Here is a 26,444-nt window from a genome sequence, read left to right as displayed (position 1 = left end):
ATTTTCTACGAATGTAGAGAAACAGGGTCTTTCTGGCGTTTCGGTACAACAACTCACTTAGGGTTGAGGAGCTGCTGCATAAGCATCTGCCGCTGCGGACAGATAATAAGCCAATCCGGTCTGCTGGCCTTCAAGCATCTGAAGATGGAAATCATCGGCAAGAAAAAAACGGGTCTGCGCTGCAAAATCCGCAGCGGATAAGTTGTGTCCATGCTCATTCAGAAATGCAAGATGGTTGCTGATCGAATGGCCGATTTTCTCGTCATTATGCTTGAGTCCCGCCCGTAAAGCTTCCGCCATGCCTGTCATGAAGGATGCCGCCTCCGACGCCAGATCATTCATGTTCTGAATATCCAATGGAGCCGACTGATTCAACTCGACATCATAGGTTTCTTTCAGATGTTTATTTTGTTCCTCCATGGCCGATTCCCATTCTTCCTCGCTTGCAAAACCTTTGAACATTTCCTTATCGTCCATCTGTTCTCCATTCTCCCTTCTGCTTATCGATTTTCTTAATGTTTCAATGATCGTTTCCAATCTCTGTTTGCGCTGGAGAAGCAGCTTCTCCTGTTTCGCAAAAATAGAGGATGGATCCGGATCCCCTTCAAGCAGATGCTTGATTTGATCCAGGGTGAAGTCCAGTTCCTTGTAAAACAGAATCTGCTGCAGGCGCTCCAATTGCTTTATCCCGTACAGCCGGTAACCCGCCTCACTGACCTCGCCCGGCAGGAGGAGGCCGATTTTGTGATAGTGGTGAAGGGTCTTGATCGTTACATTCGATAATGAGGATACTTCCTTTACCGTATATAGCATTGAACTTGCGCTCCTTTCTGTATAAAGTGTAAAGGCTCCCCTAGGAGGAGAGTCAACACCGGAATAGATATTAAAAAAAAACGATTGACTCTGACCCTGGAGGAGGAGATAAGCTCTCTTTCAAACCAATCAACGATACTAGGGGGAATCATTCATGGCAAGCTCATTTCAACTGCTCCGGAACGGCTTTGTAAGAACCATATTTATTTCCAATTTATTTTCCCAATGCGGGATATGGATTCGGAACTTCGCCATTTTGCTCTATATAATGGATAGGACAAATGGTGATGCTTTTGCCGTCTCGATGATTTCAATTGCTGAATATGCGCCTATTTTTATATTTTCCTTCGTCGGCGGGGTATTCGCGGATCGTTGGCGCCCGAAGAGAACGATGGTCTGGTGTGAATATTTAAGCGCCTTCTCCGTGTTAATCGTGTTTCTCATCCTCGAAACCGGTTCATGGAAAGCCGTTTTTCTAGCTACCTTATGCTCTTCTATTCTATCGCAATTCGCCGGTCCATCCGGAATGAAGCTGTTCAAAGACCATATACAGGAGGAGGATGCTCCTGCTTGCATGTCCTTATTACAGACCCTCAATTCTCTTTTTATGATTATCGGCCCGATTCTTGGTACGTTTGTCTATCAACAACTGGGCATTAAGCCTTCGATCCTGTTAACCGGACTGTCTTTCTTGCTGTCCGCGTTTGCCATGCTGTTTGTTCCTGCGGATCCTGACTCATCCAAACATAGAACGGCAGAGCAGCCTTCTATATTCCATGAGATGGCGGATGGGTTTCGTTATGTTTGGTACAGAAGAGAACTGTTCCGGTTAAGCCTTTGCTTCACATTTGTTGGACTCGGGGTTGGACTTATCACACCGCTTAGTATTTTTCTCGTTACGGAGCGGCTGGAGCTTTCTGCACAATTTTTACAGTGGCTCACCATTCCCTACGGCTTGGGAGAAATTATCGGTGGGTTGGTCATATTCATGATAGCAGCCAAAGTGGCCCCGCAGCGGTTATTGATGACCGGATTAGCCGTCAATGGAGCCGGTATTCTATTATTAGGCTTGTCTTCACAATTATGGTTAACGATGCTTTTGCAATTTTTCATCGCTTTCCTTCAACCGGCTATTTTTGTTGGAAATATATCTTTAGTGATGCAGCAGACCGAGCAATCCTATATCGGTCGGGTTACCGGGATACGCACTCCGCTGATGACTGGTTCGATGCTCCTTATGATGAGTGTTTCCGGAACCTTAAAAAATACGCTTTCCCTCGCCTCCGTTTATTCAATGGCCGCATTTTGTTTTATGCTAGGAATATTGATCGTTATGCCGCTTCTTAAGCGGAAAAGAAGTCAAACTGCGTCTTTCCTCGGGTGATAGCAACTGCTTAACCCCAGGCTGCCGATGTAAAAAACGAACCGCTGACCGGGTTCAACAGCCCCCATGGCGGTTCGTTCTTATTCACCCGTTAACGTTCAATTCAGTTTTCAATCACTTTAATGCCAAAGCCGATCCCCAGCTTGCCGCCGGCGATGAGGAAGGCTTTTGCGCTGCGCTGCAATCGGGTAACCGCTTCGTAATCATGCGGGTTATCACAAGTCTTGCGGAATATTCGTTCTTCCGCCTGCTTGGCGTTTTTATCGATCTTATACAGGTGGAAATGCTGCTGGAACCGGAGAATGTTCGATTCCGGGGGAAGGATTTCCCCTAATTCGGGCTCGAGCAGCCAGGAATGACAAATAAATACCGGAGGTATGCCTCTGAAAAAAGCTTTCGCCATCTCGAATGAACGCTCTACCTGCTCCGCCAAAAGCGGATCTCCCGCGGGAATATGCACATTGAGCACGATTTGATTCACTCTTATTTTATAGTCGTTTACGATTAATTCACGATCAAAGGCAAGCGGTTGAAACTGTAATCGGCCTAAACGGAATAATCGAAGCTGAACATGCTCTTTCAGCCAGTTGTATTCTTCAATCCCGTATTCACCGGTATCGGCCTTGCATTGCATGCACCAGTTCTGAAAGTCTGAGAACGTATCATAATAAATAGCATCGTCAATTTGCTGGAGCTTGTACTTCTCGTAAACATCAACTGCGAATCTTACAAATAAATAGAGAAGCAGCTTCCGGTAGCCGGCCGTTTGTTTCACCGATTCAAAAAAAGCTGCGTGATCCATATAGAAATGTTGTTTATATCCGAGATATTCTTCCTCGCTAATCGTGAATTCTTCAAGCTGCCGCCGCGCAGCCGGATCAAGTTTAATTCCCTCGCAAAATTGTTTAATATTCATAAGCAGCTCCCTCATTTCCGGTTATCTGAATAACTACCTATTATTACACAACCACCCGCGTCAAAAATCCTTGCCTCCGTTATTCGATGAAATATCCTTTATTCCGGGTTAAACCGACTTTTGATTTATATTTTATGAGAAAAGACGTCGTAATTCCTCAAAACAACAGATAAAACAACGAAATATATCATTTTTTGGTTAATGTATTAATTATTTACATTCATAATATGGCGATATATAATTCACTTAATAAATGCAATAACGTCAGGAGGTTTTTGAAGAATGGCGAAGCGACAAGTCCGGATTGGTATGGTGGGATATAAATTTATGGGGAAAGCCCATAGTCACGCTTATCGTGATTTGCCTTTTTATTTCGATAACGATGTCCAGCCTGTTATGCAAGCGATTGCAGGCCGCGATGAAGCCGGTGTCAAAGCTGCTGCGGACAAAATGGGCTGGGCTTCTTATGAAACGGACTGGCGGCGCCTGGTGGAACGGGACGATATTGACCTGATTGATATCGGATCGCCGAATAATACCCATGCGGAAATCGCAATCGCCGCTGCGCAAGCGGGGAAGCATATCATTTGCGAGAAACCCCTGGCTTTGAATGCCGATGAAGCCCGCCGCATGCTGGAAGCCGTCGACAAAGCGGGAGTCGTGCATATGATTTGCCATAATTACCGCTTCGTACCTGCCATTCGTTATGCCAAGCAGCTGATTGACAGCGGACAATTGGGCAAGATTTATCATATGCGAGCCCATTATTTGCAGGATTGGATCATGGACCCGGATTTCCCCCTGGTCTGGCGGCTGCGCAAGGATATTTGCGGTTCCGGTACGCACGGGGATCTCATGGCGCACTCGATTGATTTGGCCCGATATTTAACAGGCGAAATAACCGAAGTTTCCGGGATGATGAATACGTTCATCAAGCAGCGGCCATTGGGTGAAATGAGCGGCGGGCTCAGTGCCAAGGCCAGTGGCGAACAGGTCGGCGAGGTGGATGTCGACGATGCTGTGGCATTTATCTGCCGTTTCGATAATGAGGCGATGGGCGTATTTGAAGCGACCCGTTTCGGCAAAGGCAACCGCAATACCAACCAGTTCGAAATCAATGGATCCAAGGGTTCTGTACGCTGGAGCATGGAGCATATGAATGATTTGCAATTATACCTCGACACTGACAAGGAAGGCTCGCAGGGATTCCGGACCATCAGCTGTACAGAGACGATCCACCCCTATGCCGGTGCCTATTGGCCTGCCGGACATATCATTGGTTACGAGCATACCTTTATCAACATTGCGCATGAGCTGATGCAGGGTATTGCGGAGAACAGAAGTCCGTCCCCTAATTTTGAAGATGGTTATCGAAATCAGCTCGTTCTTGAAGCCGTTGAAACCTCATCCAAAGAAAAACAATGGGTACAAATACCGCAATTCTAAACATGCGGCGGATGGCCATAGAGCGCCCTTACTAATTCTATCGCTCGGTACATCCATGCCATCAACATCTTTTAACAGTAGTCTTATTCCTGTTATGCCTGTCTCCCTTATCTTACAGCAATACATATCAACTTGGAATGAACAAAATACTATAGTTGTTGTAGCGAATTTCGTGTTTTAGTGCCATCATGTGACCAAAAACCGCAAAGAGCGATCCTGGAAAAGTAATTTATTTCGGAGAAGTGCTATAATAGACAAGATGCTGCCATTCCATCCCCGAGAGGAAAGGAGAATGATTCATGAACACAGAGCAATTGAAACGAATCCGTACGGGTGAGGGCTTTATTGCGGCCTTGGACCAAAGCGGCGGAAGTACCCCTAAAGCACTGCTGCAATATGGTGTTCAGGAAACCAGCTATTCGGATGATGAAGAGATGTACGCATTGGTACATGAGATGAGAACGCGCATTATTCAGAGTTCCGCGTTTGATTCCCGTCATATTTTAGGCGCGATCTTGTTTGAGAACACGATGGACCGTTCCATAGACGGTCAATTAACAGCCGATTATCTGTGGGAGAAGAAAGGCATCGTGCCCTTCCTGAAAGTCGATCAAGGGCTTGCCGGCCTCGAAGACGGCGTTCAGCTAATGAAGCCTATTCCCGGGTTAAACGACCTCCTGGAGCGGGCGGCTCAGCGAAATATATTCGGGACCAAAATGCGTTCCTTGATCAAGGAAGCCAATCCTGCCGGAATCAAAAAAGTCGTAGAGCAGCAGTTTGTGATCGGCAAGCAGATTGCCCGGATGGGACTGGTACCGATTATCGAACCCGAAGTGGATATCAACAGCGCGGATAAGGCCGAATCGGAAAGAATATTAAAAAACGAGATTCTCGCTCAATTATCAACCCTTGACCCAGACATTCAAATCATGCTCAAGCTCTCCATTCCAACGGAAGACAATTTCTACAGCGATTTAATGGAAGATCCGCATGTTGTACGAATCGTGGCCTTGTCGGGTGGCTACTCGCAAATGGAAGCGAATGAAAGGCTGGCGCAAAATCATGGTCTCATTGCCAGTTTCTCGCGCGCTTTATCGGAAGGGCTGACGGCCGGGCAGACAGACGATGCATTCAACAGGATGCTTTCCAAATCCATTCAGGAAATCTATGCAGCCTCAATCAAATAAAGGCAATCCATGAACACTTGGTTAAAGTTCCTGGGCAATGTTAAACCTTACTATTGATTCTGAGTTGAAAATTTAACCGCCTTCTAAGGAAGGCGGTTAATTGAGCTAATGTATCAGTTAGTAAAGTAGACAATTTTAGCTAGATGACTTTAGTCAACTTGATGTCCATCCACTGCGCCCAATTCTCACCGTCGTGTGACAGCTCCCAAGTACCTGTTAAGATGTTGCCATCTTCACTAAGCATTCCTGTGAAACGCTCCGATTCCCCCAAAATGGTCCAGTCACGGTCGAGCAGATTCGCTTTGTATGCATTGAAATTGCCTTGGTTGTCATAGGAGTGTGTGGTGTACTTCTGACTGGAAGGATCATAGCCAATGATCTCAATAGCCTTAACTTCCTCTTTCCCCATATGGCCATCAATATGATGAATAAGAAAATAACCCCCGGGCAGCCATTCGTAGGTATCTACTGCTTTTAACTGTTCAGCTGCTCCGGACGGACTCGCTTTAATCACACCTTCTGTATTCCATTTTCCGACGAAAACATTCAATCGTTCCATTGCAGGATCACGTTTAGTTGACATTTTTATTTCTCCTATCATGCGAAGTTGCTTCTATCATAGCATCTATCAAATATTATGATTTCTTATAAATTGCTCATTTACTCAGGGATCAACCCATAACGACCCCGGGCTTCTCCTTAAGCCCGGGGCCGAATTTGCTTATTATTATATTGAGCCGCTCACGATACGCCCTTCATACCATACAGCTTGACGCTGCGCTCTTCGCGCAACCGCTTCGGCTGAGCAGCTGGCATGAACGAGCACAAAGCTCGCTGTATCCCCTGCCTTCGGCCACACCTGCTGCCCCTGTTGGTCCAGCGGTGTAATCCCGCCAGTAATGAAACCCAGACTTCGCGACAACGACCGTTCATCGTTATACCCGTATAATTCCGCGAACCGCCCCGCCTTCTCCAACTGATCTCCGTTACCGAATGGGGACCAGTGGTCCGTGAGGCTGTCAGTTGCCAGCTTCACTTTTACACCTTTGTTATGCAGCATTGGAAGCGGCATGCTTGTCTTTCCGATCGGCACAGTCGAAGCAATGGACATGCCCAGGGATGACATCCTCACTGCCACCTCTTCCGCTTCATGCTGCGGGGCGCCGGCAAACCAAAATGCGTGGCTAATCGTGACCTTCCCCTGCAATCCGGCTTCTTCAGTCAGATCGGCCAGCCGCATCAACGTTTGTTTTCCCGCTTTATTTCCATCATGCAGATGAATATCAATGCCGGCATGATGCTGTACCGCCAGCTCCACGGTAATCTGCAGCGACTTCTCAATATCTCCATCCACCGTATAAGGATCTACTCCGCCTACATGAGTGGCCCCTTCTTCCAACGCCTGCTTTACCAGTTGAACCGAATCTGACCGTAGCAGCCCATGCTGCGGGAAAGCTACAATTTCAGAGGATATTTTCCCAGAGAAGGTATCCAGGGCTTGTTTGGTTGCCTCCAGCCGATGAAGCCCGCTGACAGGCTCGATATTACAATGGCTCCGAACATGTGTGGCACCAAAGCTCTGAATAAGGCGCAAAATGCTCTCTGCCTGTTGTTTGGCCCTTGGCAGCAGCTTAGGCAGCAGAATCTTCTCTTCCTCCATCCGCTCGAAGATGCTGGTAATAGGCCTGACGGCTTTCCACGGTCCATCGTAATATGTTTTGTCCAAATGGATATGCGCCTCCTCGAATGAGGGAAGCAGCAATAAACCCTTGCAGTCGTATTTCGGAAGATCTCCAGAAGACTGCGGGTCAGTTCCCGCAATTTCGGCAATCGTACCGCCTTGTATGCGAAGATGACAAATCTCCGTATTCGTACCGGACACTTGGCCGTCTTCCATTGCATATCCCTGTTCCAATCGTACATTCATTAACCAGTAAGAAGCATTTAGCATGATATACCCTCCTTCTATTCACCAAATCGGTTTGCATCATCATCAATATAATCATTCGTGGTTTCCTGCTATTATGGCATGGCGACCGATCCATAACCAGACAAAAAAAGGAACGACCGGATAACGATCCTTTCAGAAAAAAAACGGCATCTCTGCCGTTTATGTCCCATTTAGGCAGGCTGGACGCTGACCGCTTTTAAATGGATCCCAATATAAAATAAAGCAGAAAAAATAAGGCGATTACAACCATCGTCACCGATATTTCTTTGTTCCTGCCTGTAACCAGCTTCAGAATCGGGTAAGCAATGAATCCAAAGGCAATTCCATTGGCGATACTGAAAGATAGAGGCATAATCGCCAACATCAGATATGCGGGAAAGGCTTCCGTAAAGTCACTGAACGGAATCTCCCTGATGCTCTGCACCATCAGACAGCCGACAAGAATGAGAACAGGCGCAATGGCGCTGCTTGGAATGACCTTGAAGAGGGGAATCAGAAACAATGCGGGAATAAAGAGAAGTCCTGTGGTAAACGAAGTCAGCCCCGTTCTCCCGCCCGATGCGATGCCTGTTGCCGATTCAGCTGCTGTCGTCATGGGACTGCAGCCCAGAAGCCCTGCACTGATAACCGAAACGGAATTGGCTTGAAAGGACCTGCGGAACTCCCCCTTATCCGGAAGCATCCCCAGCTGTGCGCCCATATTCTGAAAGATGATGACCATCGATAAAGAAAATACGGCTGTCCAAAAATTTAGCGAACCCGCTCCGCTAAAATCCAGGGCAAACAAAAGCTCGCCGTAACCTTCAAAAGAAATGCTAAAATCGCGCAGCGTTGAAAAATCGACGATACCCAGCAGCGCACCGATCCCTGTACCTGCAAGAATGGCGATCAGGAAGCTCCCTTTCACATTGCGCATGAAAAGCGGTATCGCGATCACTAAAGTCAGGATCGTCGTTAACGCATAAGGGTCGCTAAGATTCGCCAATGTGACGAAAGTACTTTCGCTCGCGACGATTATCCCACCATTCTTCAGCCCCAGAAAAGCGATAAAGAGTCCGATTCCAGCCGTCATGGCGCTTATCATCGATTTGGGAATCGAGCGCGATAAATAATCGGCTCCTTTGGTTACCGCCGTTACCAGAAAAACGATACCGGCCAGGAATACAGCAGCAAGAGCCTGCTGCCACGTCAATCCCAGCGAGAATACCAGGGTAAAAACAAAAAAAGCATTGTCCCCCATGCCAGGGACCAGTATCAATGGCGAATTGGCCCAAAGCGCCATCAGCATGCAGCCGATAAACGAACAGATTACGGTGACAATCGTTGCGGCTTCATAGGGCATGCCCGCCAGATGCAGGATGGCTCCGTTCACCGCTACGATGTAGGCAACCGTCATAAACGATGTTGTCCCGGCAACAAGTTCCGTCCGTATCGACGTTTGTTTTCTTTCAATCTGGAACCGTTTGAACAATGGACTATTCATTATGGTTGAACCACCTCTTATCGTTTGCCGACCTCGTAAGGTTCACCTCATGCTTTCGGCGAACGAGCCTTCCCTACTGCTCCAATCAATACGAATAATGTTAACACATAGGGCAGCATATAAAAGATTCATTCGGAATATTTGCGGCAAAATCGAAAATTTGTAGCTGATCCTTCACCGCCTGGGCTAAACCGAAAAACAAGGAAGCAAGCAATACTCCGGCCGGATTCCATTTTCAGAAGATAACGGCTGCAAGCGCAATATAGCCTTGTCCTGAAATGGTATTATATGCAAAGCTGCTGTTCGAGGCCAATACAATCGTCGCTCCACCGGGCGCAGCAAGCGATCCTCTCAGAATGTTAGTTATGTTCACCTAATAACTCTAAAAAGCTTTCCCCGATTTCGGTTTGGTGATCCCAAATTTTTCTGCGATGGTTGCTGCTAAATCGGCAAATGCCAATCACGGCAAATCGTTCGCATTTCATACAGTTTCCTCATTCTCATGGAAAGACTGGCGATGTATTGCTATTATTCCGCAAACCCATGCTACAATACTTCTAGCCCTCCGCCGTTTGGCCGTTCACAGATTCAAAGTTGGCTCTTTAACATAATGCGGACTTATTTTGTGCTATGATTTTCGGGCAAGCTGTTTCTGATGCACCCTAATACGAATTTATGGAGGTCATTCAAATGAGTGTTCATATTGAAGCCGCAACTGGTGAAATTGCAGAATCCGTCTTACTGCCCGGCGATCCGTTACGTGCGAAGTATATTGCGGAGACCTTCCTCGAGAATGCCGTCTGTTATAATAATGTCCGCGGCATGTTAGGCTTTACTGGAACCTATAAAGGTAATCGCGTATCGATTCAGGGTACAGGAATGGGCATGCCCTCCGCCTCAATTTATATTCATGAGTTGATCAACGACTATGGCGCCAAGAATCTCGTTCGTATCGGTACATGCGGCGCTATTCAACAGGATGTCCATTTGCGGGATGTCCTTGTTGCCCAAGCAGCGGCCACAGATTCCGCTATGATCCGCAATCAGTTCCCGGGCTTTGATTTCCCTCAGATCGGCAACTTTGAATTAATCAAAACCGCATATGAGATCGGAACCGGCAAAGGTCTTGAGCTGCGTGTAGGAAATGTGCTTTCATCTGATGTGTTCTATTCGGAAAATAAAGAAATCGTAAGCAAACTGGGCCGGCATGGCGTGATGGCAGTCGAAATGGAGACAGCTGCGTTATATTATCTAACGACTAAATTCAATGTAAAAGGCCTGAGTCTTCTGACCGTCAGCGATCATATTCTTACAGGCGAACAGACTACGGCGCACGAGAGACAAACCACCTTCAACGACATGATCGAGGTTGCTCTGGAAACGGTCGCCAAATCCTGACAAGAAACACAAAAAACACCCCATGGAGCTTCAATGGATAGGATTTATCCAATGACTGCTCCATAAGGTGTTTTTCTAAATGGGCTGGTTTAGGTCCGGCGCATATAAGCACGTACTGTGATGGGGGCAAAGATCGCCACAATGACCGCCGATCCGATAAGGGAGATCCCAAGATCCCAGCCTACGGTCCCTGTGTTGGCCAGGTCACGCACTGCAGTAACCAGATGCGAGATCGGATTCATGTTGACAAACCATTGCAGCCAATCGGGCATCGTCTTGACCGGTACGAACGCGTTGGATAGAAACGTGAGCGGAAACAATACGATCATGGATATCCCCTGCACACTTGAGGCCGTACGGGCGATCACGCCGAAAAAGGCAAAAATCCAGCTGATTGACCATGCGCAAAAAATGACAAGCACAGCCGCGATCGCGACATAACCCAGTCCGCCCTCAGGCCGATAGCCCATTATATAGCCCATCGCGAAGGTAAGAACAGTCGCAATCGTATATCGGACGGTATCGGCCAGAAGAGCTCCGGCAAGCGGTGCAATGCGGGCGATAGGCAATGACTTGAATCGGTCGAATACCCCTTTATCCATATCCTCCCGCAGCTGGACGCCCGTGACGATAGAGGTCGTAATTACAGTCTGTACAAGGATACCGGGGATAATAACGGGCAAATAGCTTTGCACATCGCCAGATATGGCCCCGCCGAAGATATAGGTAAACATCAGCGTGAAGATAATAGGCTGCAGCGTAACGTCGAACAACTGCTCGGGCGTCCGGCGTATCTTCAGCAGCCCCCGATAGGCCATCGTAAGCGAATTGCGTACCGTCTGACCGAAGCTCGTATGGTTCTTAAGCTTGAGATCGGCGGCAGGATAAACGGAAGTGCTTCTCATACTCTTGCCTCCTTTGCTTTGTATGGTTCATGAGCTGTCTGCTGCTCGCCGCTCTTTGCGCCGTGGCCGGTAATGGTCAGAAACACCTCGTCCAGCGTCGGTTTCTGGACACTCATTTCGATCAGGTGAATATCTTCTGCACGCAAGGCGATAAGCAAATCAGTGACCAGATCTGCGTTCGCCATCGGCGCCGTAATCGTTCCGGCTTCCGATGATAGTTGAGACGGAACGTGGAGCACCTGCTCGATGGTCCGGCGGACGTTTCCGATATCTTCCGGATTCTGGACTTTCAAGTGTAAAGATGAGGTACCGACGGATGCTTTCAGCTCATCTACGGTTCCTTCGGCAACAACCCGGCCCAGATCGATTACCGCGATCCGGTCAGCCAATTGGTCTGCTTCGTCAAGGTATTGTGTCGTCAGCAGAACGGTGGAGCCTGTTTTGACCAACCTGCGGATCGTATCCCACATCTGTGAACGTGTTCGCGGATCCAATCCGGTAGTCGGTTCATCCAGAAAGATGAGTGGCGGCTGTGCAATGAGGCTCGCCGCGAGGTCCAGCCTGCGGCGCATGCCTCCGGAGAAATTCTTCAGCGGCCGTTTCGCCGCCTCCGACAGGCCGAATTCCTCCAACAGCTCCTCTGCCTTATGCTTCGCTTCTTTTCGGCCCAGTCCTAGCAGGCGGGAGAAGATAATCAGGTTCTCGGTAGCGCTGAGCGACTCATCCACGGATGCATATTGCCCGGTCACCCCAATCAATTGACGGACGATCTGCGACTCCTTCGCTACATCGTGCCCGAAGATGCGTGCCGATCCTGCATCCGGCCGGAGCAAGGTCGCCAGCATGCGGATTGTGGTGGTCTTGCCCGCCCCATTGGGCCCAAGCACGCCATAAATCGATCCGGTGCGCACCTTCAAATCCACACCGTCCACCGCGCGATTGCTGCCAAATGCTTTGACCAGTCCCTCCGCTTCGACGGCCCAGCCGCCATTCCCCGGATCTATTTCCTTTCTGTAAACATGTTCCATTACAATTCCTCCTATACAACTGATTACTCAAGAATGGTAAAGCAAAAATATGAACGGAATATGAACCGCTAATAAGCCGCACTGAATAGACAAGCTTGGAGGAGTAAGAAGAGGGAGTGATAAAGGGGAATAGTCGATGACACGGAATTAAAAAAAACCCGGCGATTGCCAGGCAGATCTGAGCTGGTTCTATTGTATTATAAATATTTCTTCGGATCCTCATATTTAAATCCCAGGGTTACTGCAACTGGTTCATAAGTGATCATACCGTCATAAGTATTCAAGCCTGCCATAAGGCAAGGATCCTCCAGAAGCGCACGCTTAACTCCCTTATTCGCAATTTGGATCAGGTAGGGAAGTGTAGCTGCCTCAAGCGCAAAAGTAGAAGTCCGCGGTACAGCACCGGGCATATTGGCAACAGAATAATGGATGACCCCGTGTTTTTCATAGTACGGATTATCATGTGTCGTTACTCTGTCAATCGTCTCGATCGAACCTCCCTGGTCAATGGCCACATCTACGATAACAGACCCCTTCTTCATGGTTTTCACCATAGCTTCTTTAACGATCTTAGGTGCTTTGGAGCCCGCAACCAGAACAGCTCCAATGAGCAAATCAGCATTTTTTACAGCTTGAGCAACATTGAAATCATTGCATATCAACGTTGAAACTCTACCGGCAAATATATCATCCAGATACGCTAATCTATTTTTACTCACGTCCAATACCGTAACTCTTGCGCCAAGTCCCAAAGCCATCTTTGCCGCATTTGTTCCTACAACACCGCCGCCTATAATGACCACCTCGCCGCTGCTTACACCAGGTACTCCTCCAAGTAAAATTCCCATTCCGCCATTATACTTTTGAAGCATCGTCGCTCCGATTTGAACCGACATTCTACCTGCCACTTCACTCATGGGTGAAAGAAGGGGCAGCTGTCCATTTGCCAGCTGCACGGTTTCATACGCAATCCCTGTCACCTTTTTTTCAATGAGCATCTCCGTCAGAGAACGATTGGGAGCCAAATGCAAATAGGTATACAAGGCTTGCCCCACTCTGAATAATTCATACTCCGATTCCAGCGGTTCTTTCACTTTAACGATGATTTCCGCTTGGTCGAAGAGTTCCTTCTTGTCCGCAAACAGCGATGCTCCGGCCTCCACATACAACTCATCTCCAAATCCGCTTCCGGAGCCTGCGCCCTTCTCAACAAGCACCTGATGTCCATTCCCTATCAGTTCAAGTACGCCGCCAGGTGTAAGTGCCACTCTATTTTCATTGTTCTTGATTTCCTTAACCAAACCAATGATCATTTGTGAATTCTCCCCTTTTTCTTACTGCAGCTAAACGAGACGAATCTCAATGCCGCTGTCATGAATAGCTGCGATCTCATCCTTGTTGGCATTCTCATTGGTAATCAAGCAATCGACTTTGTCGAGCCCGGCGATATGGGCAAAGTTCGCTCTTCCGATCTTTGTGAAATCCGCTACGACAATCGTCTTGTTCACTCTGGCGATCATTTGCCTGTTCAATTCCGCCTCCAGATGATGATAAGTCGTGACCCCGAACTCTGCGCTGACTCCATCCGATGAGAGAATGAGCTTGTCTGCCTTATACCTGCTTAATTGACTGATAGCATCATCACCCGATGTGAATTGATACTCGGGATTTAGGTTGCCTCCCAGCAGTACGATAACTTTAATGTTATGGTTATGACCCGCTTCCTGGGCCACAGAATATGAGTTGGTAATGATCATTAGATTCTTCCTGTTCTTCAGTTCCCTGACGACATACAAGGGAGTCGTTCCGGAACCGAGAATGAGGGTATCCCCGTCACTAATCATGGAAGCAGCCTCAATGGCAATCTTCCTTTTCTCTTCCTGATTGGTTTCCATGCGGTCATTCAGATTCATATTATAATAACTTTTGTAATTGCTTGCCGCGCCGCCATGGACGCGTTCAAGCAGCCCCTCCTTCTCCAGCGCATCCAGATCTCCCCTGATCGTTACCTCCGATATGGCGAAGAGCTTGCTTAATTCAATAACTTTTACTTTGCCTTCTTTATGGAGCAGTTCCAGAATTGTTTTTCTTCTCTCTTCTATTTTAAGATCCTCGAGTCTTAGTTCCGTCATGCTATCCCTCTTTTCCGATAATTTGCAGCGGCGCTTCCCCATTGATCGTCATTAACGCTTCCTCCATTTTGTCCAGAAGATAATCCAGCATCTGCGGAGTCGCAATAATAGGCGGTTTCGTAAGTGCCGTAGGCGGACACATCGCCTTGTAGGTTTGAGAGCTTACATCAATACATTTGTCATTGAGAATGTCTGTGAATTGAATAACTTTCGCCGCTTCATGGAAGAAAATCGTCGCCAGATGCCCCTTGCCCTCTATGCAATCGACCAGAGACGGATAGCGCAACCCCATTTCCCTGAGCTTCGCTTCGTAATAGTCGCCCATCCTGCGCGTATAGGCCGCATTTTCCTCCGCAAAGCTCATCGTAATCAGGTAAGACAAGGCAGCCAGCTCTTCCTGCCCGTTGGTGACCAGCGCGCCGAACTGATTAAGCGTATCCATCCCGCTGGTCGTAATGATCCGTGAGGCGGAGTATTCTCCCCCCGGAAAGCCTTTGCCGATGACGACGAAGTCCGGATTCAATCCATATTCCCTGAACAGAAACATGCCTGGATACCACATGCACGACTGGATCTCATCGCACATCACCGGAGTGTCATGGTCATGGCAAAGTTCATACGCCTGCTTCAGAAAGCTCTCTTCCAGCTTGATTCCGCCATAATTCATCATAATAATTTCATGGATAAATCCTGCCGCTTTGAATGGCGGCTTATTGTACCGCTCGAATTTCTCGCGAAAATCTTCCATATGATTGATGTTAACCGGAACAACTTTCATCATGCCTGCTTTGTCCATTTTATCATACAAATCAGGCCATAAATCCCTCATCGTCTGAGCGATGATTGTTGTGCCGTGATAATTTGCTTTTCCTTTACCTTCTTTATCCGCAATTACAAAAAACACAGGTGTTCGATCCGCATACTTCGGTTGCGGGCTTTGCTCATCCAGTTTATAGAACCTGGAGAGCATCATCTTTATCCCCGCTTCGCAAGACAATGAGCCCGTATCCAGATTGATTACGCGGTTCAGCACATGGGCTTCGCGGGAATCCAATATTTCATCCACAGCATGAGCGTCATCCCGGTCTATCCCATTAACTGTTCGGATTAGCTCTCTCTCTAGCAAGCGTGTAATATGTCCCCTGGTGTTGTTGTGTGTTGCATTCGTGATCCCGAGAGCCCTTGCATGGTCAATCAGCTTATAGCCTGGAAAATGGTGCCCCAAAGGGATGTGATAATGCTCACTTTTGGCCGCGAGGTATAATCTTCCATCCTCACCCAGACGAAGATACCCTAATCCGCCGATGGGACTGGCTTTCGAATTGGCTGCTTTCCTGAATGAATCCGTAGGCGCACCGGCGATGGAAGATTGCATAGCCGGGACAATCCTCGTTCCTACCTGCGCCAATAAGCGATCCATCTTGTTTATATAAGCCTCCGGCATGAAATCAATCTCTTCCTCAGCCAAGCGTTCCGTTTCTTCCCTGTCCAAGTCCTTCAGTATAGCCGCTCCGGCGATTACAGCTTCCATATAATCATTCCCAAGAATCTGGACCAGTGACCTCTTTACCGTTCGCATGCTCTCAACTCACTCCATTACGATTTCGTTGTTGTTATGATTTAATGATATACACTTTCTATTTTGTTGTCAATTTGTTTCTTTTAACTTTCTTTTTTGTTTGGGTAAAAAAATACGCCACTCTTATCCCTATTCTCATCTTAATCTGCGTAGTCATCGCCTTTTTATATAATAAAGCACCCCGGCAAAGAACACTTTTCGTGTTTTGCTTTGTGAGGTGCCTGAAGAAAAGCCTTCTCTGACGTTGTCAGAGTTAGAACTATTGCGTTTGAAACGTCCCGTTATCTCCGGGAGTCTCTTGGAATCCACTTGGGTCTATTGCTTTTTTCGGGCTCTATAGTCAGGGAATTTAACCGGGGCGCCGCCGCTTGCCACCGACTGCATGCTAAGAGGGAACACTGAACTCCAAATGACAGCGTCGTAAACGTCAATTTCCGGCTTTCTTTTCTCCAGAATCGCGGAAATAAATTCTCTTAGCACAAAAAAATCGCCGCCACCGTGTCCGGACTTCAGAGCATTATCCCCGAGCTCCTTCCAGAGAGGGTGTTCCCAATCTTCTGCACAGTTCCACAGGGATTCCCATTCGGCTGAGCCATCTGGCGATTTACCTGGCGAAAGCCCGTCGATCCAAATCAGATCATCCTCACCATGGTATCGCGAAGACATATAGGCTCCTTTAGTCCCTTGCAGGGCATAATGGGTCATGTTATGCGGCCTGGCGGATTGCATGTCGAATCTTAACGTTATCAGGGCACCTTTTTTCGTACGGATAAGCGTCATCGAAGAATCACCAAGAGTCAGGAAGTGATCCTGTGCCCCAGGGTGTTCGCTCCCAAAAACTTCTTTAAAATATTCCCGTCCACCTGCGTTTTTGGAGACGAACGTTGTTAATTCCTCAAAATCATCCCCGTCTTCCCGGTTAATGCCCAGCCACTGGGCGATTGGACCTAACGAATGGGTTGGATAAGCATTGCCGTTATAGTCGCGGATTAATTCACCCCGCCATGTTAGTTGGCCTTCCGGGTTATGGGTTAATGTACGACAGTCGTGAATATAACCCCCTTCAAGGTGAACAAGGTCACCGAGTAGTCCCGCACGCGCCATTTGCCTAACCATCATGTTCGGCCGCGTGTAACAATAGTTTTCCGCCATCATATAAGTAAGGCCGGTTTTTTCCACCGTTTCGATCAATTCATCTCCGTCTTCCAGCCTATGGATGGCAATCACTTCGCTCAGAACATGTTTGCCGGCCCGTAAAGCGCGTATAGCCTGACTGGCATGAATAAGCATCGGTGTTGCTAAAAAAACGGCGTCTACCTGATCATCTTCAAGCAGTTTTTCGTAATCAATATAAGCATGTACGTGGGGATAGTCAGCTTTCCACCTGTTCAACACCTCTTCGTTTGAATCACATACGGCGACAAGCTGCACCTTGCTGGCTAAACTCTGAAGCACTTTATCGAAACTTGCTCCCCTGCTTCCACCTACTACTGCCAAACGTACATAATCCTTCATCCGTTCTCTACCTCCTCATATTGTCATACCTTTTATCCTTTAATTGAACCAATTAACAAGCCTTTCATAAAGTACTTTTGCAATAAGGGATACACACAAGCGATTGGGAGTATGGTGATGACGGTAATCGCCATCTTCAAACTCTGCGGCGTGGCTAAAGGCTGTGATTCCGCTGCTTGTCTCTGCAACTGTTCCAAAGACGAGACAGAGGTTAGCGTGTTGTACAGGACATATTGCAGTGGATACAGGTTCGGGTACATCGTATTATAGATTTGCGCATCGATAAATGTATTCCACTGGTTTACACAGGTAAATAACGTCACGGCAGCCAATACCGGCATGCAAACAGGGAAAATAACTTTAAAAAACAACACGAAATCATTGGCCCCATCAATAATCGCCGCTTCTTCAAGACTTTTTGGCACACTTTCAATATAGGTTTTAATTAATATCATATTGAAGATTGAGATCGCCCCGGGAAGCACATAAATCAGGAAGGTTCCTGTCAGGTGCAAGAGGTTCATGGCAATATACATGGGCACCAGGCCACTGGAAACGTACATCGTAAACACAAAATATTTACGGAAAAATTTGGCGCCCACCAATTCCCTGCGCGTTAATACATATCCGGCCATGGAAGTGAAAAACAGCATAACTATCGGACCGATGATTGTCCGTGCGACAGAAATAAAAATCCCCGTGATGATCGCCGGATCCTGAAAGGCAAGTTTGTAGGAGTCGAATGTGAATCCAACCGGAAAAAGAATCAGCCCGCCCTTTAACAAGCTGGGATTACTAACCGAGTAACTGATAATGTAAAGGAATGGAAGAACCATTACGCAAAAGACGAGAATTAAAAACAGATGGTTACTAATATCAAAAACTAACCCGCTCACTGAACGTCTTTTCATACATTCACCCTTTGTTCCATTAGATAATGGATCTCCCCGTTGATTTTTTGGATATCGCATTAACCGCTATTAGGATTAACAAACTGACTATCGATTTCATGATCCCGACTGCGGTGGCATACGGGTAATTAAGCAATTTTAAACCGAATTTATAAACATACATATCAAACACTTCCATGGTTTCCCAGTTAGTCGTATTGGTAAATAGGAAGAACTGTTCAAAATTGGAGTTCAAAATCCAGCCGCTATTAAGAATCAACAAGACGATTACAGTGGGCATTAAGTTAGGTATCAAAACATACACAATTTTTTGAAAACGATTGGCACCGTCAATCTCAGCCGCTTCGTATTCATCGGGAGAAACGCCTGCAATGGCAGCAAGAAAAATTACACTATTATAGCCCAATGTCTTCCAGGCATCGAGCAATATCATCATTCCCCAGGAATAACTTTTGTCGCCCAGTAAGTTCAGACCTTCATTCAGAACCCCCCAATTGACGAGCGTTTCATTAATGGCTCCGGTTGAGGGCGCGAACAAGGCATTCACCAAGGAATAAATAATGACCCATGAAACAAAGAAAGGAAAGAAGGTAACGGTTTGCACGATTTTACCAAACAGGCGCGAGCGGACTTCGTTGAGAAGAATGGCGAAAATAAAAGCCGTAAACAAATTTGTAATCAACGAGCCGATATTCATGATGAGCGTATTCCTAAGAAGGTAACTGTAATCCTGACTCTGCGTTAAAAACACTTTAAACTGCTCAAACCCGATCCACGGGGAACGCAGGATATTAAAACCCGGACGATAATTGATAAAGGCGATCAACCAGCCGGAAAGGACGACATAAGAAAAAACAAATACCAGAATAACGGCAGGCAGCAGCATAAGAAATAAATAACGTTGGTTATATAGTTTCCTTGATAACTTGCCTCTTCCATTTACAGAGTATTTAGCCGGTTCAAGTTTCATTTGGACGCTCTTCATCCTACACCTCGATCAAGTGAGTTTTTGAAAAAAGCCAACGGTTATTGGGCTTCGCGTTATTGTAGCTGCAGACCCAATAACCGCCGGTGCACGCTGCTGCCTACTTCAACTTGTCAAGTTGCGCTTGCTTTTCTTTATACAGATCGTTATATTTATCGACTGCGCGTTCCGGGTTCATTTTTTTGTATTCACTGATGACCGTGTTATACATGTCTTCAAATTCTGCATCGTTTTTCGGTTCGATAATTAACTTCGCCATATTCTTGACACGGAATTCGACCATTTTCTGCTGCAGGCTGCCAAGCTCTGAAGTCGAATCAAGTGAAATAGAAGCTACTATTCCCGTATAAGCCGGCTCGCCCGTTTCGAGGAAATACTCTTTCGAGTTTTTCCAGCCCAGTTTGGTAAACGCATTTTTTTGCTCGTCTGTCAATGTCAATTTATCTTGCATATCCGGAGCTGACTGCATACTATAGGGCCCGCCATCAGGAGCATTTGTTCCTACATTTCCAAGGAAGCGGAACAGGCTGAAGCCGACTTTCGAGCTTGACTCCGGATTTTTAATTACCTGGACAAACTCTTCCGTAGGAACACGTTTGCCATTTTCAATGGTATAATGCTTTCCTTCAATACCGGATTGCAATAGAATTTGACCTTCATCCGATGAGGCCCACTCTAACAATTGGAAAATGCGGTCGGGATGCTTCGCCTTTTTGGTAATGCCGAACATTTCATGGGATCTTGTATCCTCAACGCGAATTTGGCGCTTTTCGTTACGCTGCATTTGCGTCATGCTCCGGATCGGCATGTTGATCATTTGCAATTCAGGATGTCCCGCCTGGATCACACTTTGGTTTTGCCCGCCAAAGAAGTACCAATGGGACAACGCTCTGCCGCTGGCGAGCTTCTCGTTTATTTGTGTCATCGTATCCGTGAAAGATTCTTTATCCAAAATTCCTTCGATATAAAGCCGGTTAAAGAATTGAAGGTTCTCCTTCACATACTCGTCCATCATGTAATCCACGAATTTTTTGTCGACAGCGTTCCAGATCACACCGAGGTTTCCAGCGCCACCAGCTGTCCGGCCGCCTTTTTCGTACATAATTCCGCCAATTCCTTGCATTCCCCAAGGCTCTGCGAAAGGAACAACCATGCCAATCGTTTTCTGCCCATTCGTCGTCGGGAAATCTTTGAGCGACTGTTTGAAGAATTTGATATAATCATCCGTTGACAACAGGTTTGGCCAGCCTTGTTTTTCCAAAGCGTCGATCCGAACCCCGACATCCAGCACCTCGACATTATTTTCAAAACTGGTCGGAACACCGGCTTCCCATTTATACAATTTCTCATCAGATGCAACTAATCTCCATAGCGGAATTTGCTCTTTATAGCGTTTTGAAAATTCAGGTGCGTTTGGCAAGTAGTCGTCCAATGGGAGAAGAGCGCCTGAACTGATATATTTATCAAGTGAATCATTGCCTTGCATCCATACGATTTCCGGATAATCTCCGGCAGCCAGCATCAAATTTAATTTATCGATATAATTTCCGGTATAATAAACATATTCAAATACGATATTGAATTTTTCTTTAATCACCTTTCCGATTTCCGTCTCATCGCTGCGCTTAATCGTTTTTGAACTATCACTAATGACTTTAATGACATACTCTTCATTCGTATTATTGGAACTACTGGAACCCTGATTTGGAGAGGACGGGGCGGTGCCGGATCCATTGTTTGAACATGCTGCCAGAATTAACATGGCGATCGCCAGGATTGAAACAAGTCCTTTACGATAAAACTTCATCTTCGTTTATCCTCCTTTAATGAAAAACTATTCCATTTGAAGTGCTGCAGATCCCCCAGTGTCGATTTGAAACCGTTTTCAGTTCGTAATGCTTGAAATTCCGAGTTGAACAATCACCCCCTTGATCGTTGTGTCTTCAAGGTACTCACATGCGGTGTGACTTACACCTCACTCGATTTTCACAACATTCCAGCCCATCACTTCGCCAAATTGTTCCATAACCTTTAACACATCGCCATAGACTATGGCTCCATGGTGAATCCCCCCATGTTTACTGAAGGCAGCTAGGAAGTCAGCCACAGAAGGGCCGGTTCTGAACCATCCGTGTATCGTATCCGCCACCCAGTTCTCATCGTTCACCTCAAGCATGTCAATGGGGGATAGAATTAAGGAATAGGTATTGTCTTTTCCTGGTGCCAAACACACATAAACGGCCTTGCCTCCGCGGAATCTCCCATACGCGACGACTGGATTATCCGCATCTGTATAGGGAAAATTCATTTCCTGAAGAACAGGTTTACGGGCTGTGACTTGTAAATTCATCTCACCCATGTGACTTAAGAAAATGCGGTTATTTTTCCAGTCCGGGCAAAACATTTCGGTAAACGAGGTCTCAGGGTAAACCGAAAGCAGCGCTCCTACCAAAGCCGCAGTAAGCACATCGCCTTCGCCCGCATAACCGATTCCTCTGCTCATGGCTTTGCTGGCTTCCAGGAATGGCATGGAGGAAATAACCGACTCTTTGGTCACTTCCATAAAATTCACTGTAAACGCTGTCAGATTGTTTGTTTCGATCAGCTTTCTTACCCGAAGACATGCATCTGCGGATTGTCTGTGAGTGTTATTGTCAAAGCTGCCCAAATGGAAATCCTGTTTGTCCTTCGCGATTTCTTCGTCAATCTGTTCGGCTGTAACCTCCTCAAAGAGTGAACCGCTTTCATTGAGGTCAAACGGAATGGTTGAAATTCCTATTGTTGAACGGAGCACATCTGACGGTACCGCGAAGTCTCCCATACCCTGAAAAGGGTTTCCCAGCCTTCCCACTCTGGCTTGCTTTAATTTCCCCGCTATCCGCGAAGCTTTCACACAATCTGCAATCCTCTCCAGAACATCCGACTCTGCCCAGTGTCCCGATTCAATTAGAAACGCTTTCCCGTTTCTTATCAACAGATTGCACATGTCCTGAACACCATGTATGCCATGGTTAAACATGATTTCATCGGGATGCTGCCCTGGATTGAAATGGAATGTTGGCGTCGTATCCAGTATGACCAACGGAAGGTCAGTCGCAGCCAGGACACTTGAAGCTTCAAGAGACGGCGAGTATGCCAAATGCAGCGTTACAACCGCATCCACTTCCTCTTCTTCAAAGGTCCGAATGGCCTGCTCAAACTCCGCTTTGATCCGGCATACCGGAGTAGATACAACTTCCAGCCCTCTTTTCCCAAGCTCGCCGGCAATTGTATGATGAAAAGAGTCTATTCGTTCTCTTAATTTAGGCGAAGTATCATCATATAGTTTGAGATACAGCGGCAAGAGGCCAATTTTAAGATTCTCCATTAACGTCTCTCCTCGATAAGATCGATTATTGTTTTGGCGTTGTTATAAAAAATATCCTCGATATGGGATTTATTTAATCCTTGCGACTCGGCAGCAAGCCGGAAGGCATCAATCTCCTCATACATGAAAAAGGTTAACTTTTCTGCCTCTTCGCCTTCAACCTCGCGCATGTGGATATCGCCTGACACATCCCCATATAATCCTTTTGGAATTAAATTGACATAGTTTCCATTCTCGCAAATCCGTCTCGTTCTCATTCTAAGAATGGGCAAATCGCTGCCGAACAAAATCCTTTTGGGCCCTACTGCCTTAATCAACTGCTCAAATACATAGGTGTTCGTATTCGCGCTGAAATCAAAAACCATATTTTTAGTTTCCGCAAGGATCTCGAAAGCGTTTCCTACGTCCTCAGGGCAATAAGCTCTTCCTACATGGGCAATAATCAGCTTAAGCGAAGGATATTTCTTTTCAATTTCCAGCATTTGCGCCAAATTAACCGGATCCTTTAACCGGCCGTCTCTCGGTATATGCAGCATCGCCATCCAACCGCGTTTATTCAGGATCTCCAGATGATGAGGAGGCAGAAAATCATAAATGCGAATCTCCTTTTCAGGAATATAAGGTTTCGCGAAATTCAAATATACTTTGCATCCCAGGAAGCCGCCTCTTTCGATTCCCTCTTCAAATTCTGAAGCGCTCAGTTCAGGCCTGGTCACCATCAGGGATGGCAGCTTGTATTTGGCGGCACATTCTTTTACGTAGTCGTTGCCCGCCTCAACGTCATATACAAGACTTACTTGCGAGAAGAGCAGCGGAGTAACTTCTTTTCCTGGAAACATCAGATTAAATGTCTCGAATAAATCTTCCACTGAGTTGTCTTTTGCAACCAGGGATGGCCATCTAACTGCCCTCACCGGTGCATTTGCGGCATGAATTCTGAAGCTGTCAAGCCAAACATGGGTATGGATATCAATCATTCGCTCCGGTAAAAAATCCCTCAACTTCTCTTCATAGAAGATCTTGTCTACGTCTTTAATCTCAAACAATGCCATATCGAATAACCTCCAACATTATGAATGGGTCTGCTTGTAAAACTCCCGGTACTGATCCTTATGTAGCTTCTGTGCGGCTTCATCTGGCGTCAGGACTTGTTTTGAAAATGCCAACTTTTGAAAAGCATCCCTTTCGTTCAGATATACACCCACTCCTATACCTGCCAGCATAGCGGCTCCGACGCTTCCAGCGCTTGCTCCATTAATGGCGCTGACCTCCATGCCCAGCACATCCGATACGATCTGCGGCCAATTGGAGCTCTCAGATGGACCACCAACCATGGCTACAGATGAAAATGGTATCCCCGCATGCTCCAGTTTTTCCAGCTGCATGTTAAAGAGATAAACCGTTCCTTCCATCAAGGCTCTTGCTATATCTGCTTTTGCATACCCTGCAAGACTTGCGTTTCCAGGCTCCTGCATTGGATTTATGATTAACCCTCCAGCACCGGGAAGAGCAGATCCGGCAAGCTTATCAAACGCCAGATATCGATCAGGCCCGGCGGAAATATATGTACCTATATATTTGTCCACCGAAGCCGAAATTGCCGGAAGTGAGAACATGGAGCCCCAAGCGCCCGCAGGATGGAGAAAAGGATCCACCAGCATCTTTTGCCTCAGCGCTTTCTGGCGTTCTTTCACTGGCGAGAAACCTACCCATGAAGTCCCGCAGGAAATCAAGAGCTGTCCTTCATCCAGCACACCTGACCCCCTCGCTGCACAAGGATGATCAAATGAGCCCAGAACAACAGGCGTTCCAGGCGGAAGTCCCGTCTTTAAAGCCGCATTTGATGTGATCGTTCCCAGAACCGTTCCCGGTGCATGGATGGGAGGAAGCTTCTCACCGGTAATACCCAGCTGCTGCAGGAAGGGTTGATGCCATTCTCCTTTTTCCTGATCCAGTAAATAAAAAGTAGTGGCCGTAGAGTTATCAATCCCCCACTTTCCCGTTAATTTAAAATTAATATACTCTGTGCTCATGCAAATTTTGGAGGAATGATCCAGAAATTCGGGTCTGTGACATTTGAGCCATGATAGATGAGCCAGAGGGAACATATTGAGCAAGGGCCACCCTGTTAATTCATGTACATCATCAGCCTTTAATGTCCCGAACACCGTTTGCATCTCATTCGTAGCACGCGTATCCATCCAGCTGAAAGCTGGAATCATAGGCTCGCCTCGATCGTCCACCAGCACGGTATTCCCGCTTGCTGAAGCGATACTGAGCGCTGCCACTGATGCTCCTTCCGGCAAAACAGTTGTCAGTCTGCGAATGACATCCACGGTTATACGGTATAATTGATCAACGTCGAACTGAATCCATCCGCCTGCAAACGACTGATATTCGGTTTCCTTCCTCTCTTTGGAAACAATCAGACCATCCGTAGACATTAACACCCCTTTTACAGCAGATGTTCCGATGTCAAGGCCTATTAAATAGTCAAGTCCTCCATTAAATCGTTGAATAACTTCTTCACCCGACATCCGAATACTCCTTCCTTGCTATCAAGATAGATGCGCTATACCAGACGCACCTCAATGCCTTTTTCTTTCAGGGCGTCGACTTCCTCTTTATTGGCATTACTATTCGTAATTAAATAATCAATTTTATCAATCGTTTCGATTTGGGAAAAATTCGCTCTGCCTATTTTAATGGAATCGGCGACCAGAATCGTCATGTCCACTTTGGCAATCATCCGTCTATACAATTCCGCTTCCGTGTGATGATAGGTTGTAATCCCATACTCGAAGCTTACTCCATCTGATGAAAGAATTAATTTATCCGCCTTGTATTTATTTAATTGGCTTATCGTATCGTCGCCAGATACAAACTGATACTGCAAATTAAGATTACCGCCAAGCAAAACAACAACATTAATGTTCCTGTTAAAGCCGGCTTCATGAGCAACAGCCAAGGAATTCGTAATAATAATAAGATTCTTATGGTTTTTTAATTCTCTCATTACAAAAAGCGGAGTTGTTCCTGAACCAACGATGATCGTATCGCCATCCGAAATCATAGAAGCAGCTTCAACGGCAATTCTTCTTTTCTCATCTTTATTGGTTTCCATGCGGTCATGCAAGGTCATATTGTAATAACCTTTATACGTGCTGATCGCACCTCCATGAACTCGCTGAAGCAGCCCCTGCTCCTCAAGGCCATCAAGATCGCCCCTGATCGTCACCTCTGATATACCAAAGATTTTACTTAAGTCCGTGACCCTGACTTTTCCTTCCCTTTGGAGCAAATCCAGGATCCTCTTCCTTCTCTCATCAATGTCGATATCTTCAATTTGATAGTCAGTCATAAAAAAATCCCTCATCATAAAATGTCATTTGGCTAGCGTTTCATTACGGATCAACTCATAACCGAAAATTGTGTCAGGGAATG

At 46.6% G+C, this 26,444-nt stretch carries 22 protein-coding genes and 1 pseudogene; 4 read left to right on the top strand and 19 right to left on the bottom strand.

The window, feature by feature from the left end; translation table 11 throughout:
• Positions 1-57: 57 nt before the first annotated feature.
• Complete coding sequence (locus tag IEY46_RS04205) at positions 58-813, bottom strand: MerR family transcriptional regulator (protein WP_188989421.1); 756 nt, start codon at positions 811-813, stop codon at positions 58-60.
• Positions 814-967: 154 nt separating this feature from the next.
• Here IEY46_RS04205 and IEY46_RS04200 point away from each other — a divergent pair, with 154 nt between their 5' ends.
• Entirely contained in the window at positions 968-2,197 is a 1,230-nt protein-coding gene (locus IEY46_RS04200; protein WP_188989419.1) for an MFS transporter, read from the top strand.
• A gap of 103 nt (positions 2,198-2,300) precedes the next feature.
• Here IEY46_RS04200 and IEY46_RS04195 read toward each other — a convergent pair whose 3' ends face one another.
• A complete protein-coding gene (locus IEY46_RS04195; RefSeq protein WP_188989417.1) occupies positions 2,301-3,113 on the bottom strand; it encodes an acyltransferase domain-containing protein in 813 nt (270 codons plus the stop codon).
• Positions 3,114-3,395: 282 nt separating this feature from the next.
• On the opposite strand from IEY46_RS04195, the gene IEY46_RS04190 reads away from it, so the two are divergent.
• Together IEY46_RS04190 and IEY46_RS04185 are read left to right on the top strand one after the other, a co-directional pair.
• A complete protein-coding gene (locus IEY46_RS04190) occupies positions 3,396-4,559 on the top strand; it encodes a Gfo/Idh/MocA family protein (RefSeq protein ID WP_188989415.1) in 1,164 nt (387 codons plus the stop codon).
• 299 nt (positions 4,560-4,858) lie between these two features.
• Positions 4,859-5,746: a fructose bisphosphate aldolase gene (locus IEY46_RS04185; RefSeq protein WP_188989413.1), complete on the top strand. Its 888-nt coding sequence runs from the start codon at positions 4,859-4,861 to the stop codon at positions 5,744-5,746.
• A 139-nt stretch (positions 5,747-5,885) separates the two neighbouring features.
• On the opposite strand, the gene IEY46_RS04180 is transcribed toward IEY46_RS04185, so the two are convergent.
• The 4 genes and pseudogenes from IEY46_RS04180 to IEY46_RS36260 form a co-directional block, all read right to left on the bottom strand.
• Positions 5,886-6,329 (bottom strand): DUF1579 family protein, encoded by a 444-nt coding sequence (locus IEY46_RS04180; RefSeq protein WP_229750055.1) that lies wholly within the window; start codon positions 6,327-6,329, stop codon positions 5,886-5,888.
• Positions 6,330-6,473: 144 nt separating this feature from the next.
• Positions 6,474-7,697, bottom strand: a complete 1,224-nt coding sequence (locus tag IEY46_RS04175) for an amidohydrolase (RefSeq protein ID WP_188989408.1) — start codon at positions 7,695-7,697, stop codon at positions 6,474-6,476.
• 196 nt (positions 7,698-7,893) lie between these two features.
• Complete coding sequence (locus IEY46_RS04170; RefSeq protein ID WP_188989406.1) at positions 7,894-9,180, bottom strand: NCS2 family permease; 1,287 nt, start codon at positions 9,178-9,180, stop codon at positions 7,894-7,896.
• A 47-nt stretch (positions 9,181-9,227) separates the two neighbouring features.
• Positions 9,228-9,538, bottom strand: a pseudogene (locus tag IEY46_RS36260) (ABC transporter permease subunit); the annotation flags it as partial.
• 332 nt (positions 9,539-9,870) lie between these two features.
• On the opposite strand from IEY46_RS36260, the gene deoD reads away from it, so the two are divergent.
• Entirely contained in the window at positions 9,871-10,578 is a 708-nt protein-coding gene (gene deoD / locus IEY46_RS04160) for a purine-nucleoside phosphorylase (RefSeq protein WP_188989402.1), read from the top strand.
• Between the two features lie 89 nt (positions 10,579-10,667).
• Here the strand turns inward: deoD and IEY46_RS04155 are convergent, their stop codons facing one another.
• The 13 genes from IEY46_RS04155 to IEY46_RS04095 form a co-directional block, all read right to left on the bottom strand.
• Positions 10,668-11,483, bottom strand: coding sequence for an ABC transporter permease (locus IEY46_RS04155; RefSeq protein ID WP_188989400.1), 816 nt, complete (start codon positions 11,481-11,483; stop codon positions 10,668-10,670).
• Positions 11,480-12,511, bottom strand: coding sequence for an ATP-binding cassette domain-containing protein (locus IEY46_RS04150; RefSeq protein WP_188989398.1), 1,032 nt, complete (start codon positions 12,509-12,511; stop codon positions 11,480-11,482). The genes IEY46_RS04155 and IEY46_RS04150 overlap by 4 nt, the downstream gene beginning before the upstream one ends.
• A gap of 197 nt (positions 12,512-12,708) precedes the next feature.
• Positions 12,709-13,824 (bottom strand): alanine dehydrogenase, encoded by a 1,116-nt coding sequence (ald, locus tag IEY46_RS04145; RefSeq protein WP_188989396.1) that lies wholly within the window; start codon positions 13,822-13,824, stop codon positions 12,709-12,711.
• A 30-nt stretch (positions 13,825-13,854) separates the two neighbouring features.
• Entirely contained in the window at positions 13,855-14,643 is a 789-nt protein-coding gene (locus IEY46_RS04140; protein ID WP_188989394.1) for a DeoR/GlpR family DNA-binding transcription regulator, read from the bottom strand.
• 1 nt (position 14,644) lies between these two features.
• Positions 14,645-16,222: an aminotransferase class III-fold pyridoxal phosphate-dependent enzyme gene (locus IEY46_RS04135; RefSeq protein WP_188989392.1), complete on the bottom strand. Its 1,578-nt coding sequence runs from the start codon at positions 16,220-16,222 to the stop codon at positions 14,645-14,647.
• Between the two features lie 315 nt (positions 16,223-16,537).
• Positions 16,538-17,737 (bottom strand): Gfo/Idh/MocA family protein, encoded by a 1,200-nt coding sequence (locus tag IEY46_RS04130; protein WP_188989390.1) that lies wholly within the window; start codon positions 17,735-17,737, stop codon positions 16,538-16,540.
• Positions 17,738-17,769: 32 nt separating this feature from the next.
• Positions 17,770-18,708: a carbohydrate ABC transporter permease gene (locus IEY46_RS04125; protein WP_188989388.1), complete on the bottom strand. Its 939-nt coding sequence runs from the start codon at positions 18,706-18,708 to the stop codon at positions 17,770-17,772.
• Positions 18,668-19,618 carry an ABC transporter permease gene (locus IEY46_RS04120; protein ID WP_188989386.1) on the bottom strand — a complete coding sequence of 317 codons (951 nt, stop codon included), beginning with the start codon at positions 19,616-19,618 and terminating at the stop codon, positions 18,668-18,670. Before IEY46_RS04120 ends, IEY46_RS04125 begins: the two co-directional genes overlap by 41 nt.
• 115 nt (positions 19,619-19,733) lie before the next feature.
• The gene (locus IEY46_RS04115; protein WP_188989384.1) at positions 19,734-21,440 is read right to left on the bottom strand and encodes an extracellular solute-binding protein; all 1,707 of its coding nucleotides are present in this window, start codon (positions 21,438-21,440) and stop codon (positions 19,734-19,736) included.
• A 168-nt stretch (positions 21,441-21,608) separates the two neighbouring features.
• Positions 21,609-23,000, bottom strand: a complete 1,392-nt coding sequence (locus tag IEY46_RS04110; RefSeq protein WP_188989382.1) for an L-arabinose isomerase family protein — start codon at positions 22,998-23,000, stop codon at positions 21,609-21,611.
• Positions 23,000-24,052 carry an amidohydrolase family protein gene (locus IEY46_RS04105; protein WP_188989380.1) on the bottom strand — a complete coding sequence of 351 codons (1,053 nt, stop codon included), beginning with the start codon at positions 24,050-24,052 and terminating at the stop codon, positions 23,000-23,002. The genes IEY46_RS04110 and IEY46_RS04105 overlap by 1 nt, the downstream gene beginning before the upstream one ends.
• Positions 24,053-24,070: 18 nt before the next feature.
• Positions 24,071-25,537, bottom strand: a complete 1,467-nt coding sequence (locus IEY46_RS04100; protein WP_188989378.1) for a xylulokinase — start codon at positions 25,535-25,537, stop codon at positions 24,071-24,073.
• 35 nt (positions 25,538-25,572) lie between these two features.
• A complete protein-coding gene (locus IEY46_RS04095; protein ID WP_188989376.1) occupies positions 25,573-26,361 on the bottom strand; it encodes a DeoR/GlpR family DNA-binding transcription regulator in 789 nt (262 codons plus the stop codon).
• Positions 26,362-26,444 lie beyond the last annotated feature (83 nt).

It is taken from the genome of Paenibacillus nasutitermitis, assembly GCF_014641075.1.
GTDB lineage: Bacteria > Bacillota > Bacilli > Paenibacillales > Paenibacillaceae > Paenibacillus_Z > Paenibacillus_Z nasutitermitis.
This window is presented reverse-complemented; position numbering and strand designations above follow the sequence as displayed.